The 12,795-nt window shown below is 62.1% G+C and carries 10 protein-coding genes; 5 read left to right on the top strand and 5 right to left on the bottom strand.

What is annotated here, in order from left to right:
- Positions 1 to 155: 155 nt before the first annotated feature.
- From ACTIFE_RS02105 to lptF, 3 genes are read right to left on the bottom strand one after another with little or no spacing between them, the layout of a single operon-like run.
- Positions 156 to 2,555 (bottom strand): LPS-assembly protein LptD, encoded by a 2,400-nt coding sequence (locus tag ACTIFE_RS02105; RefSeq protein WP_439527510.1) that lies wholly within the window; start codon positions 2,553 to 2,555, stop codon positions 156 to 158.
- On the bottom strand, positions 2,555 to 3,646 hold the full coding sequence (lptG, locus tag ACTIFE_RS02100; RefSeq protein ID WP_439527509.1) for an LPS export ABC transporter permease LptG: 1,092 nt from the start codon (positions 3,644 to 3,646) through the stop codon (positions 2,555 to 2,557). Before lptG ends, ACTIFE_RS02105 begins: the two co-directional genes overlap by 1 nt.
- 1 nt (position 3,647) lies before the next feature.
- Positions 3,648 to 4,880: an LPS export ABC transporter permease LptF gene (gene lptF, locus ACTIFE_RS02095; protein ID WP_439527508.1), complete on the bottom strand. Its 1,233-nt coding sequence runs from the start codon at positions 4,878 to 4,880 to the stop codon at positions 3,648 to 3,650.
- A 164-nt stretch (positions 4,881 to 5,044) separates the two neighbouring features.
- Here lptF and ACTIFE_RS02090 point away from each other — a divergent pair, with 164 nt between their 5' ends.
- From ACTIFE_RS02090 to ACTIFE_RS02070, 5 genes are all read left to right on the top strand, one after another.
- On the top strand, positions 5,045 to 6,538 hold the full coding sequence (locus tag ACTIFE_RS02090; RefSeq protein WP_439527507.1) for a leucyl aminopeptidase: 1,494 nt from the start codon (positions 5,045 to 5,047) through the stop codon (positions 6,536 to 6,538).
- Positions 6,539 to 7,015: 477 nt separating this feature from the next.
- Positions 7,016 to 7,468 carry a DNA polymerase III subunit chi gene (locus ACTIFE_RS02085; RefSeq protein ID WP_439527506.1) on the top strand — a complete coding sequence of 151 codons (453 nt, stop codon included), beginning with the start codon at positions 7,016 to 7,018 and terminating at the stop codon, positions 7,466 to 7,468.
- Positions 7,469 to 7,835: 367 nt separating this feature from the next.
- Positions 7,836 to 8,933, top strand: coding sequence for a carboxynorspermidine decarboxylase (locus ACTIFE_RS02080; protein ID WP_439527620.1), 1,098 nt, complete (start codon positions 7,836 to 7,838; stop codon positions 8,931 to 8,933).
- 64 nt (positions 8,934 to 8,997) lie between these two features.
- Entirely contained in the window at positions 8,998 to 10,236 is a 1,239-nt protein-coding gene (locus ACTIFE_RS02075; RefSeq protein WP_439527505.1) for a saccharopine dehydrogenase family protein, read from the top strand.
- Positions 10,237 to 10,754: 518 nt separating this feature from the next.
- On the top strand, positions 10,755 to 11,771 hold the full coding sequence (locus ACTIFE_RS02070; RefSeq protein ID WP_439527504.1) for a 2-hydroxyacid dehydrogenase: 1,017 nt from the start codon (positions 10,755 to 10,757) through the stop codon (positions 11,769 to 11,771).
- A 12-nt stretch (positions 11,772 to 11,783) separates the two neighbouring features.
- Here ACTIFE_RS02070 and ACTIFE_RS02065 read toward each other — a convergent pair whose 3' ends face one another.
- Positions 11,784 to 12,488 carry an HAD family hydrolase gene (locus ACTIFE_RS02065; protein ID WP_439527503.1) on the bottom strand — a complete coding sequence of 235 codons (705 nt, stop codon included), beginning with the start codon at positions 12,486 to 12,488 and terminating at the stop codon, positions 11,784 to 11,786.
- Between the two features lie 114 nt (positions 12,489 to 12,602).
- Entirely contained in the window at positions 12,603 to 12,794 is a 192-nt protein-coding gene (locus ACTIFE_RS02060) for a type II toxin-antitoxin system RelE/ParE family toxin (RefSeq protein ID WP_439527502.1), read from the bottom strand.
- Between the last annotated feature and the right edge of the window lies 1 nt (position 12,795).

The following is a 12,795-nucleotide window of genomic DNA, read 5'->3' as shown; positions in this document are numbered from 1 at the left end:
TTTGCCGTTCGGACCAGCCGTGCCGTGCTGCCTCCCGATCACCACCCTCATTCCTTTCGGATCCCGAGACTTGCCCATGACGTCAAACCATGGCCAAAGTTGGGAATTCAGGCCTGTTCCGGTCTGCGGTCGCCCATTTGAGCGAATGAACCGGGCTAGAACGAACCTGTAGAGACTTGCGTATCGCCAATCGTGCGCAGGCCAAAGCGGAAGAAGACAGTCCGGTCGACAGACTCGTTGTTGTTGCGGCTTCGGTCTTCCTGATAGGCGACGGAGAGCGAGAACCCTTCGTCATCATAGCCGACCCCGAAGCCATTCTGAACCACGTTCCGATTTTCCATGTCGTAACGCAACGAGCCGAAGATCCGCCAATTGTCGCTGAGCCGCAGGCTGGACGCGCCCAGCACCTCTTCACGGGGCTTGTCGATGCCCAAGTCCGGCTGCGCGCCGAGGAAAGCATAGGCAAGACTGCTCACGACAGGGCCATAGGTGGCGGTCGCCTGGGCCTGAAGCCGCCGGACTGCGAAACTCTTCTCGTCCAGCCGCGCCTGGGCTCCCAGCTTCACGCCATGACGCGTGTCGAAATAGGCGCTGCCGACATAGTCCGAACGGCCGGTCTCCAGACCGGAATTCTGCGTTGCCCCAAGGAGATCGGCCTTGGCATAGGAGTTGCGGCCTGCCAGGTGGAAGGACCGGCCGAACATGGCACTGAGATACTCACCGCTATCGAACTGCAGCTTGTAGTTCAGCCCGATATTGGCGCGTGTGCCGCCTTCGGCTCGGTCGAAGCCGGAGAACTTGTCGTAGTCAAACAGGGTCGAGGCGTCGAAGACGAGGCTTTGTGCATCATCGTTCGGCAACTGTCCGATCCGCTGTTCATCGGGACGGACGATGACCTGCGCCACCGGCTCGATGATCTGGTTGCCGCCATCGAATGCCGCCACGAAGGGATAGCGGTATTCAAGTCCGGCCGCCGGCATGAAGCGACCGGCGAACGCATCGTCTGTCAGCTCGGTGACGTTCTTGTCCTGCGAGGCCAGGAAGAACAGGTCGCCGCGGACATAGGCAAACGGGGTGAAGACCTGGCCGATCGGGTCGATCACGGTCCGGCGCCAGTCGGTCTGGACGCTGAGGCGGCTGAAAGTCCCGTCGATCCCGCGGAACCGGTCGACGCCGTTGAAGGCGAAGGCGTCGGTCTTGCTGCGGGTCAGGCTGGTGAAGTTGCTGGACAGCGACAACTCGCCACCGGCAATCGGGTTCTCGAAGACGTAATTGTAGTCGATGACCGGCAGGACGTAAGGCTGCTTGTCCTGCAGGCTGCTGCCGACCTTGGCGAAGGGGCCGATCGGATCATGTCCGTCGGGCGCAGAATTGTAGTCTTCCTGCGAGATCTGGAAGGCATAAGCCTTGACGGAGAGTGCGTTGCGCTCTGTCTGGCCAGCGAGATAGATCTGCGAGACCTCGTCGCTGCGTGCGAAGCTGACGCTGTCATAGTCGCGCAGGAAGGCCCGGTCGGTCTTGTGAGTCAGATCCCAACCCCAGTACCAGTCGCGCGAGATGCGGAACTCGCCATCGGTGTGGATAGCGCCGCGCCAGCGGCGATCGCCCGAGGTGCCGCGGAATTCAGACGGCTTGGCCTGGAAGAGGCCGGCAGCGGCCACTCTGTAGGACCCGGAGACAAGGCGCTGACGCCAGACGGCCTCGCTGAGGACACCCTGTTTTGACAAGGGCGTGAGCGTGGCGCTGAGATCGTAGCTGGGATCCAGCGCCCAGAAATACGGAAGGGCTACGCCGACACCCAGGCGCTCGGAATAGACGCCCGACGGCATCAGGAAGCCGGTCTTCCGCTTCACGGTCGGATCCGGCATCGAAAGATACGGCATATAGGCGATCGGCTGACCGAAGAATTCCAGCGAGGCGTCCTCGAAATGGACGACCTGTTCCTGCTGGTTATGAATGATCTTCTGCGCGCGCAGGCGCCAGAGCGGCGGCTTGTCTGCCGGGCGGCCGGCATTGGTGTAGACGGTGTAGAGACCGTTCTCGAAAGTGGTCACATTGCCGGCGCTGCGCGTGGCGCGATCGGCAATGAACCGGGTGCGCTCGGGCGTATCGAGCTGTAGCGAATTGGCAAAGCCCTCGGCGAAATCATCCGACAGCTGCATTTCGTTGGTCGTGACGACATTGCCATCCGGCTCGGTCAGGCGAACATAGCCGCGGGCGATCATCTTGCCGTTCTTGCGGTCAAAGTCGACGCGCTCGGCCTCCAGAGTGAAGCCGTCATAGAAAATCTCGACCTTGCCGATGGCCGAGATCTGGTCGCGGTCGAAATCATAGGTGAGTTCACCGGCTTCCAGCAGCATCTGGGCATCCGGCTTGACGCGTACCTGGAGGGCACCGGCGAGCGCATCCTGGGCTTGCACCTGACCGATGCCAGGGGCTGCCGCAGCCAGACTGGTGGCAATGACGAGGCCTAGGCCGCGGATAAACAATCCACGCGCCGGGCGCACAGCACCTTGCTTCAGGAAAGAGGGGGCGAAACGCGAAGCGAGCGCCATCAGCCGTCTTCCTGATTGAGCAGGATCGTCAATCCCATGAGAACTCCAAACACACCCGGGGCCCAGGCGGCGACAAGCGGCGGCACAATACCTGCACCACCGAAATCGCGCGCGAGCTCCGACAGAACGTAAAGCACGAAGCCAGCAAGGATTCCACCCAGAATCATCTGGCCAAGTCCGCCAAATCGAGAAACCTTTAGCGAAACCGCCGCCGCGATCAGAACCATCGCCAACAAAAGCAGGGGACGGGCGAGAAGCGTCTGATATTGAAGCGTATATCGGTAGGCCGGCAAGCCAGCACGGCGGGCAAGCTCGATGAAGCGGGGCAGGTCCCAGAACGAGATTGATTCGGGCGCGCCGATGCTTTCGCGCACCTCTGTCGGGGTCAGGAACGTGGACACCTTGTAGGCGCCATAGGCCTGCGGGTCAGCCTGGGTGGTGTAGACGGTGGCATCCGTCAGGTTCCAGTATTCCTCGAAGAGCCGTGCCTCGCGCGCTTCGATCCGCTCCTGGAAGGTGCCCGTGTGATCAAAGGTGAAAATGGTCACACCGCGCAGCACGGTGCCCTGGAACAGCAACTGTTCGGCATGGAGAACCGATTCTCCATCGACGCCATCCTGCCGCAGCCAGACCGAGTTGGTCGTCTGCAGCAGGAATGTCTCTTCCGATCCGAAAATTCCGGCGGCCAGGGCATCCGAGCGCTGCTGCATCCAGACCGCCATTGGATTGTAAGCAACCACAGACAGGACCCCGAGAAGCAGAGCCACGAGCGCTGCCGGTGCCCCGAACTGCCAGACCGATATGCCGGCCGCGCGGGTGATGACCAGTTCAAGCGCGCGGCTGAGGGTGACGAAAGCGAGGATCGCACCGAACAGCACCGCGAATGGGATCACCTGCTCGAGCAGCAGGGGAACACGCAGCAGCGAAATCAGGCTGATGCGCAGGACCGATGCGTCGCCGCGCTCGCCGGCGCGGCGCAGAAGCTCCAGCACGTCGAACATGTAGATCAGGACGGCAGCCAGCAGGAACAGGCCAAGAATGGCCTTGAGGAAGCGGGCAGACAGATAAACGGTCAGCGTACGGCCCAGCATCTCAGGCCCCTCCGCCACTGCTGCGGCCTTGCAGCCGTTGCTGCAGCGCATCCAGCGCATCCGTGAAGCGCTCTTGGGTACGGCTCATCCAGAGCGGGGCGGCTTGCTCGGATTGCAGGATAGACCAGATCGCAAGGCCCATGCCGCCGAGCGGCACCAGATAGTAGCCGATCATCATGGCGTCATCGCCGGCGGTCAGCGATGTCACGCCAAAGCCAGCGGTCCGCAGCAGGATACAGCCGGTCAGGGCGCCGAGAATGGCCATGCCGCGGCTTTGCCGCGTGGTGCGTGCCTGACCGAGAAAGGCGAAGACGACAAGCGCGAAGGCAAGGGGATAGAGCGGTTGGCTCAAGCGGTTGTGCAATTCGCCGATCAGGCGCTCGCGGTTGCCGCGCGCATAGTCGTCGATGCCGCGTTCGAAGATCAGGGCGTAGGTCGAGCGTTCGGAGGCCTTGTAGACCGGCTCGCTTGCCTGCGGCATCAGGCTCGAGAGATCGAAGGCGTAGGACTGGAAGCGGACGATGGAGATATCGCCCTGACGCTTGGGCCGGCGCTGGATCGTGCCGTTCTGCATGATCAGCAGGGTGCGACCGGCGGCCTCGACGATGTTTCCCTGATGCGCCTGATAGGTGAAAATCGTCTCCGGATCGCGCGTGTCATGCAGCAGCAGGCCGTCGAGCTTGCCGTCGCCGCTGCGGTTGCGGATGTGGAAGGTGAGCCCATCCTCGACCGTGATGAAACGCCCGGGCCGCACGATATTGGCCACAAGGTCAACACGGACACGGGCAATCTCGTCGCGCAGCTGCGACAGGCCGAGCGGGGCGACATAAAGGGAGAACAGCGCAGTTGCCGCCGTGACGCCAAGGGCAAACAGCAGCACCGGCTGCAGCACCAGCCAGCGCGATCCCCCTGTCGCGTTGATCACGATCAGTTCGCTGTCGCTGGACAGGGCATTGAGAACCAGGATCAGCGCGATCATCAGCGCAAAGGGCGCGACGATGACGACCAGAAACGGCATCGCCAGCATGGTGATCGAGATGAACTGGACGATGGTCTGGCCCTTGGAGGTGACAAGGTCCAGCTGACGCAGGGCCTGGGTCGCCCAGACGACGCCGGTCATTGCGGTCAGTGTCATCACGAACACAAACAGGGCACGCCGGATGATGTATCGTTCAAGCGTCTTCATCGTGATCAGCCGAAGCGCCCTTTCAGGCACGAGTTGTCCAAAATCCATGCCCCGCTGCACGCCCCCGATCTCCGATTAGCATGGAAGGGAATGAACAGCACGCAAACAAGCGGATGAATTTGACAATAATTTTAGCAAGGCTTGCGAGCGCAGCGCCGGCAAGCCATGTTGCCGCAACAGACAAACAACAAAACATGGAACCCCTGAAAATCATGAGCAAGCTCACAAAGATCCAGTTCGGCAAAGCCGTCTCCCAGCCCGGTATCGTCGTGATCCTCGCCGATGACGCACTGGCCAGCGGTGCGCTCGGGACGAGCGTCATCGAGGGCCTTTCCGGCGGTCTTGCCCGCGCGGCCAAGGCCGGAGCCTTTACCGGCAAGCGCGGCAGCAAGCTCGACCTGATCGCTCCGGGAGGTCTCGACCTTGACCGTCTCATCGTCATCGGCCTCGGCAAGACGGCAGAGATGAAGGGCACCGACTGGATGAAGCTGGGCGGCACAGTCCAGGCAGCCCTGGCCGCAGCCAAGGCCGAACATGCCCTGGTCTATCTGGAGACGGCGGCGGGCGAAGTCAGCGCCGACGATGCGGCTGACTTTGCACTTGGCGCAGTCCTGCGCAGCCACAGCTTCGACACCTACAAGACCAAGAAGGACGAGGATGCTGCACCATCCGAGGTGACGCTGAACATCGCCGGCGTCGACCCGAAGGCCGCCAAGAAGGCCTGGGCCGTCAAGGAAGGGCTCGGCGAAGGCGTGCTTCTTGCCCGCGATCTTGTCAACGAGCCGGCCAATGTGCTGGGACCGGTCGAGTTCGCCGATCGCGCCGCAAAGCTGGAGAAGCTCGGCGTCGAGATCGAGATCCTGACCGAAAAGGAAATGAAGAAGCTCAAGATGGCGGCGCTGCTTGGCGTTGCGCAAGGCTCGGTGCGTCCGCCGCGTCTGGTCATCATGCGCTGGAACGGCGGCAAGAAAGACGAGGCGCCAGTCGCCTTTGTCGGGAAGGGCGTGGTGTTTGACACCGGCGGCATCTCGATCAAGCCGGCCCAGGGCATGGAAGACATGAAGGGCGACATGGGCGGAGCTGCGGCCGTCACCGGCCTCATGCGTGCGCTGGCCGCCCGCAAGGCCAAGGTCAATGCCATCGGCGTCATCGGCCTTGTCGAGAACATGCCCGACGGCAATGCCCAGCGCCCGGGCGACATCGTGCGAGCCATGTCCGGCACCACGATCGAGATCCTCAACACGGACGCCGAAGGCCGCCTCGTGCTGGCCGATGCGCTCTGGTACACGCAGGACCGCTTCAAGCCGAAGTTCATGATTGACCTTGCGACCCTCACCGGCGCGGTCATCATCGCCCTCGGCACCCAGAATGCGGGCCTGTTCTCCAACAACGACGATCTGGCCCAGCGGCTGACGGAATCGGGCCTCAGCACCGGCGAGACTGTCTGGCGGCTGCCCTTGTCCAAGGCCTATGACAAGCTCATCGACACGCCGAATGCCGATGTGAAGAACACCGGTGGCCGCACGGCCGGTTCCATCACGGCGGCGCAGTTCCTGCAGCGCTTCGTCAACGATGTGCCGTGGGCGCATCTCGATGTCGCAGGCACGGCGATGGGCTCAGATAAGGACGAGATCAGTCAGGGCTGGGCATCCGGCTTCGGCGTGCGTCTGCTCGACGAACTGGTGCGCGCGCACTACGAGGGATGACTGCAAGGGGCAGGGGGCTGACGGGCCTCCTGCTTTTCCATGGTTTATCCACAGCCTTAGCAACAAAAAACCCGCCGGTATCAGGGCGGGTTTTTCACAGGTTGGACGGGGTGGCGTAGGCCGCTGTCCGGGCTGTCAGCAGGCCTTGTAGGCCTGGCAGGCTGTTGCGGGTTCGGTCACGATGAGGCCGAGGCCTGCAGTTGCGCCGGCAAGGCCCAGGACCAGCGTGAAAAACAACGCAACGCGAACGACCATCCTAAACCCCCGAAAATGTGCCCCTGGTGAAATCCTGTCCGAAGCCGCGAGGTTAACGCTTTGCTCTTCGGCGGATCTGAAATTAGGGCCTGCAAATTTGTGTCCGGTTAATGCTAGGAGTCCCGGCGGCTGTCCATGCGCAATTTTTTGCGTTGCACATGTTTGCTGGCTGCCTGTGGCAGCGCTGCATCACATTGCGCATCGTTCAAGGGAGAAAACCTCGTGGCCACTGAAGTCCTGTTCTACCACCTGATGAGCCAGCCTCTGGAAGCGGTGCTGCCCGGGCTGTTGCTGAAGTGCCTGGAACGGGACTGGACCGTGGTGGTGCAGTGTGGATCGCAGGAACGGGTCGCGGCGCTGGATGCGCATCTGTGGTCCTTTTCCGACGACAGCTTTCTGCCGCACGGGACGGCCGCAGATGGCCTTGCCGAACACCAGCCGATCTATCTGACGGACGGCGAGGAAAACCCCAACGGTGCCGAGGTGCGCTTTCTGGTTGACCGGGCGCGTCCCGGTTCGATTGATGGCTACAGCCGGATCGTCGTGATGTTCGACGGTGAAAACCCCGAGGCTCTTGCCGAAGCGCGCATTCACTGGAAGACGTTCAAGGGGCAGGGCGCCGAGGTGACCTACTGGCAGCAGAAGCCAAACGGCGGCTGGGAGCGCAAGGCCTAGGCCCGATCAGGAGCAGGCACTTTCTGAAATGTTCAAGGATAGCGTTCGCAGCTTTCAAGTTATTGCTGCGAGATGATGGTCTAGCTAAGCCGGCTGAGGGCCGCTGCCATTGAAATATCAGCGTGGCTTCAAATCATCGCCGTGCAACTGCCCTCGACCTTCCATTGTCGGCCTGCCATCCTACATTAAAACAGGAACCGCGCGTTGCTGTTGCCGCATATGCGAACGCTGTGCTGCAAGAGGCGGTCAAGCGCGAAATTTTAAGCAAGTGGGCCGATTTTCATTGTGCCCGGGGGGCAAAGGGGGTAACAGGCCCCCCTGACTGGGTTCCCTCCCTGTTTTGTTCAGGATGGCGGAAGGGCTAATGATGATTCCCACTCCCTATTATCTCATCGACAAGTCGAAGCTTCTGCCGAACATGGAGAAGATCGCGTGGCTGCGCGAGGCTTCCGGCGCCAAGTCTCTCCTGGCCTTGAAGTGCTTTGCAGCCTGGTCCGTGTTCGATTTCATGTCGCAATACATGGACGGCACGACGTCGTCGTCGCTCTATGAAGTGAAACTCGGCCGGGAGAAGTTCCCGGGCGAGACGCATGCCTATTCAGTGGCCTATGCCGATGACGAGATCGACGAGGTCGTCGCCGTCTCGGACAAGATCCTGTTCAACACCATCGGCCAGCTGCAGCGGTTCGAAGCGCAGTCGGCCGGCCATGTGCGCGGGCTTCGCGTCAACCCCGGCGTATCGACCTCTGATTTTGACCTGGCCGATCCGGCACGGCCGTTCTCGCGCCTTGGCGAGCATGACCCGGAAAAGATCGCCGCAGTCGCCGACCAGATCACCGGCTTCATGTTCCACAACAATTGTGAGAACGATGACTTCGATCGCTTCGATGCCATGCTTGGCCATATCGAGCAGCGCTTCGGGTTCCTGATCCGGCAGATGAAGTGGATCAGCCTTGGCGGCGGCATTCATTTTACCGGCGAAGGCTATCCTCTGGAGAAATTCGCCGAGCGGCTGAAGCGCTTTGCCGGCGAAAACGAGGTGCAGGTCTATCTGGAGCCCGGCGAGGCAGCGATCACCAAGTCGACCACGCTGGAGGTGAGCGTTCTGGACACGCTCTACAACGGCAAGAACCTCGCCATCGTCGACAGTTCGATCGAGGCGCATATGCTCGATCTGCTGATTTACCGCCTGAACGCCAAGATGGAGCCGAATGCCGGCGACCATGAATGGATGGTCTGCGGCAAGTCGTGCCTGGCCGGCGACATCTTTGGTGAGTTCCGTTTTCCCGAGCCACTGAAGGCAGGTGACCGGCTGTCGATGCAGGATGCCGCCGGTTACACCATGGTCAAGAAAAACTGGTTCAATGGCGTGAAGATGCCGGCGATCGCGGTGAAGGAACTGGACGGGGCCGTGCGCCTTGCCCGGGACTTCACCTATGACGATTTCACGGCTGCCCTGTCGTGATCAAGGGCCCGGGGGCCCATCTTTTGACTGCCCCCTGCATGACTCAAGGAGGACTATGGGCGAAATGAAGCGCAACGTACTCATCATCGGCGCCGGTGGCGTAGCGCAGGTTGTCGCGCACAAATGTGCGCAGAACAACGACCTGCTCGGCGACATTCACATTGCTTCGCGCAATCCCGCGAAGTGCGAGCGGATCATCGCAAGCATCCGCGAGAAAGGCAGCCTGAAGGTCGAGGGCGCTCTTGAAGCCCATGCCCTGGATGCAATGGACAGCGCGGCGGTTGCCGCCCTGATCCGAAAGACCGGGTGCCAGATCGTCATCAATGTCGGCTCGGCCTTCGTCAACATGACGGTGCTCGATGCCTGCATCGAGACGGGCGTGGCCTATATGGACACGGCCATCCACGAGGATCCGAAGAAGATCTGTGAAACGCCGCCCTGGTACGGCAATTACGAGTGGAAGCGCCGCGAGGCTTGCGCGGAAAAGGGCGTCACCGCCATTCTCGGCGTCGGCTTCGACCCGGGCGTGGTCAACGCCTATGCGCGCCTGGCCATCGACGAATACGTGCCGGAGCCGGAGTCGATCGACATCATCGACATCAACGCTGGCTCGCATGGGCGCTGGTTCTCGACCAACTTCGACCCGGAAATCAATTTCCGCGAGTTCACCGGCACGGTCTATTCCTGGCAGAACGGTGGCTGGCAGGAGAACAAGATGTTCGAGGTCGGCAAGGTCTGGGACATGCCGCTGGTTGGACCGCAGCAGACCTACATGACCGGGCATGACGAGGTGCATTCCCTGTCGGCCAACTATCCGCAGGCGGATGTGCGCTTCTGGATGGGCTTCTCGGATCACTACATCAATGTCTTCACCGTGCTGAAGAACCTCGGGCTCCTGTCCGAGCAGCCGGTCAAGACGGCGGAAGGCCTTGAGGTTGTTCCGCTCAAGGTGGTGAAGGCCGTGCTGCCGGATCCCTCGTCGCTTGCCCCGGACTACACCGGCAAGACCTGCATCGGCACGCTGGTGAAGGGCAAGAAGGACGGCAAGCCGGCTGAAGTTCTGGTCTTCAACATCGCCGATCACAAGGACGCCTACACCGAAGTCGGCTCGCAGGGCATAAGCTACACCGCCGGCGTGCCGCCGGTCGCCGCTGCCATGCTGATTGCCGATGGCACCTGGGACGTCGGCGCGATGAAGAATGTCGAGGAACTGGACCCCAAGCCCTTCCTCGCGATCCTGAACCGCATCGGCCTGCCGACCGAGATCAAAGACGCCTCCGGTACCCGGCCCTTTGTTGGCTGATCTGGTGTCGGCTGATCTGGACAGCGCATGAGTGGTGGAAACCCCGGATCGAAAGGTCCGGGGTGAGGTTGATGACAAACCCTCTATTGTCATCCCGGACGCAGCGAAGCGGAGATCCGGGACCGGAGAGCCACGGTCTCTCCGGTCTTGACTCATTGAATTATAGAGGCCTCGACTCTCCGGTCCCGGCTCGGCGCTTCGCTTGGCCGGGATGACTTCGGGGAGGTCGAGGATTGTCAGCAGTCTGACCTCGGATTTAAGGGTCCGAGGTTTTTGTTTGCGCGCTGTTTCTTCTGCTCGCTGTCGCTCGCACGGGCATGCTGGATTCCGGAGCTTCGGTTCGCTGCCGCTCACTTTGTCCGGAATGACGGGGAGGGGCAGTTTCAGTCAGGAGATTTCAACGCAGTGCCATGCGCCATGTCATGGGCAAGCCCCTGTTGATGTGTATGACTGCGGGTAACGACCCCTGAGCCGGGGAACTGCACATATCTCGCCTTCCTCCCTTCCGGAGCCCGACAATGTCCGATGCCCGTTTCCGTGTCGATGTGTTCAGCGCCAAGCCCTATGACGCCCGGTTTCTGGATGCGGCGGCGGCAAGGGTGGAGGCGCCGGTCAGCCTCGTTTATCACGACATGCGCCTCACGGAGCGGACCCTGCCGCTGGCGCGCGGGGCGGATGTGGTCTGCGCCTTCGTCAATGACACGCTGTCGGCGTCGGTGCTGGACGCACTGTCGGATTACGGGGTGAAGCTCGTCGCGCTGCGCTCGGCCGGGTTCAATCACGTTGACCTCAAGGCCGCAGCGGCCAGCGGCATTCAGGTGGCGCGGGTGCCGGCCTATTCGCCCCAAGCCGTGGCGGAGCACGCGGTGGCCCTGATGCTGACGCTGAACCGCAAGACCCACCGCGCCTACAACCGGGTGCGGGACGGCAATTTCTCGCTGGACGGGCTGATGGGGTTCGACTTCCATGGGCGCACGGTCGGCATCATCGGCACGGGTCTCATCGGCGAGGTGCTGGCGCGGATCATGACCGGATTCGGCTGCCGCGTGGTGGCGCATGACCCGGTGCCGAACCCGGCCTGCCTCGCCCTTGGCGTCACCTATCTGCCTTTGGCCGAACTCTTCGCCGTCGCAGACATCCTGTCGCTGCAGTGCCCGCTGACGCCGGCCACGTTTCATCTCATAAACGATGAAACGATTGCGCAGATGCGCCCCGGCGTCATGCTGGTGAACACCTCGCGCGGGGCGGTCATCGACACGGCCGCCGTGATCCGGGGGCTGAAGAGCGGCCAGATCGGCGCCCTCGGTCTCGATGTCTACGAGGAGGAAAGCCAGCTGTTCTTCGAGGACCTGTCGGACCGGATCATCCCGGATGACCTCTTCGCCCGGCTCCTGACCTTCCCGAATGTGCTCATCACCGGCCACCAGGGCTTCTTCACCGAGGAAGCACTGAGAGCCATCGCCGAGACGACCATCGCCAATGTCACGAGCTTCCTGTCAACCGGGACGCCGCTGCATCCGGTTGCCGCCCCCTGATGCAGGCGGCTCTCAGGCCCGCCCGAACAGCGCCGGCAGCTCGGCGAGGCTCTTGAGCTGGAACGCTCTCGGATGGTCTTGCGGGAAGTCGGCCGCTTCCAGCGCCCAGAGCAGCGGGTAGGGCACGTGAATGGCTGTCGCTCCCAATTCAAGGACGGGCAGGATGTCGGAGCGCACCGAGTTGCCGATCATGACCACCTTGGACATGTCGTCGGTGTAACGGGCAAAGATCCGGGCGTAGACCTCTGGGCTCTTCTCGCTGACCACGTCAACGGCGGTGAAGTGCTTCTGCAGGCCCGAGGCGGCGATCTTGCGTTCCTGGTCGAACAGGTCGCCCTTGGTGATGAGGATCAGCGGGGCAATGCCATTGATGGCGGAAAGCGCCTCGCGCACGCCGTCGAGCGGCTCGACCGGGTGGCCCAGCATCTCCTGGCCCGCCGTCAGGATCTCGCCGATCACCGTCGCCGGCACCTTGCCGTCGGTGACCTCGATCGCGGTTTCGATCATCGACAGGATGAAGCCCTTGATGCCGTAGCCATAGTGGTGGACGTTGCGCCGTTCGGCCGCCACCAGCCGTTCCTCGATGCGGTTCTTCTCGCAGTAGGGCGCGAGCAGCCCGGCGAAACGGGCTTCCGTCAGCTTGAAGAAGCTTTCGTTGTGCCAGAGCGTGTCATCGGCATCGAAGGCGATCACGGCGGGAGACTGCGGCAGCGGCATGGACAGGCTTTCGGGTGGTGGTGACAGGCAGGCTCAGGGCCATTGCCGGGCGCCATGAAGCAGGCGCAGGATGAGGACCGAACCGGCCCGTTCAGTGTAGACAACGATATAGGTCTAGCGAACGACCAGTTCTCGTGTTGTCGCGACACGGCCCGGGCGGTCGAGGTCAGGATGACGCGTCAGTGTTGCGACGCGGGCTTCCACATCTTGCTTGAACGCCGTCGCGGCGGCCGGATTGTCCGCCGCGATGTAGTCAATGATCGCAAGAAAGTCCTGCGCTGCCAATGGGTGCCACGCTAGCCGCACC

It is taken from the genome of Pannonibacter sp., assembly GCF_051860505.1.
In the GTDB taxonomy this organism is placed as follows: Bacteria; Pseudomonadota; Alphaproteobacteria; order Rhizobiales; family Stappiaceae; genus Pannonibacter.
The sequence above is the reverse complement of the archived record's forward strand: the minus strand, read 5'-3'. Positions and strand labels throughout refer to the sequence as shown.

Bases quoted from the DNA above. Each gene is read 5' to 3' on its own strand.
- ACTIFE_RS02075 (WP_439527505.1), top strand. From the start codon at position 8,998: ATGAAGCGCAACGTACTCATCATCGGCGCCGGTGGCGTAGCGCAGGTT.
- lptF (WP_439527508.1), bottom strand. From the start codon at position 4,880: ATGGATTTTGGACAACTCGTGCCTGAAAGGGCGCTTCGGCTGATCACG.
- ACTIFE_RS02080 (WP_439527620.1), top strand. From the start codon at position 7,836: ATGATTCCCACTCCCTATTATCTCATCGACAAGTCGAAGCTTCTGCCG.
- lptG (WP_439527509.1), bottom strand. From the start codon at position 3,646: ATGCTGGGCCGTACGCTGACCGTTTATCTGTCTGCCCGCTTCCTCAAG.
- ACTIFE_RS02105 (WP_439527510.1), bottom strand. From the start codon at position 2,555: ATGGCGCTCGCTTCGCGTTTCGCCCCCTCTTTCCTGAAGCAAGGTGCT.
- ACTIFE_RS02065 (WP_439527503.1), bottom strand. From the start codon at position 12,488: ATGCCGCTGCCGCAGTCTCCCGCCGTGATCGCCTTCGATGCCGATGAC.
- ACTIFE_RS02090 (WP_439527507.1), top strand. From the start codon at position 5,045: ATGAGCAAGCTCACAAAGATCCAGTTCGGCAAAGCCGTCTCCCAGCCC.
- ACTIFE_RS02070 (WP_439527504.1), top strand. From the start codon at position 10,755: ATGTCCGATGCCCGTTTCCGTGTCGATGTGTTCAGCGCCAAGCCCTAT.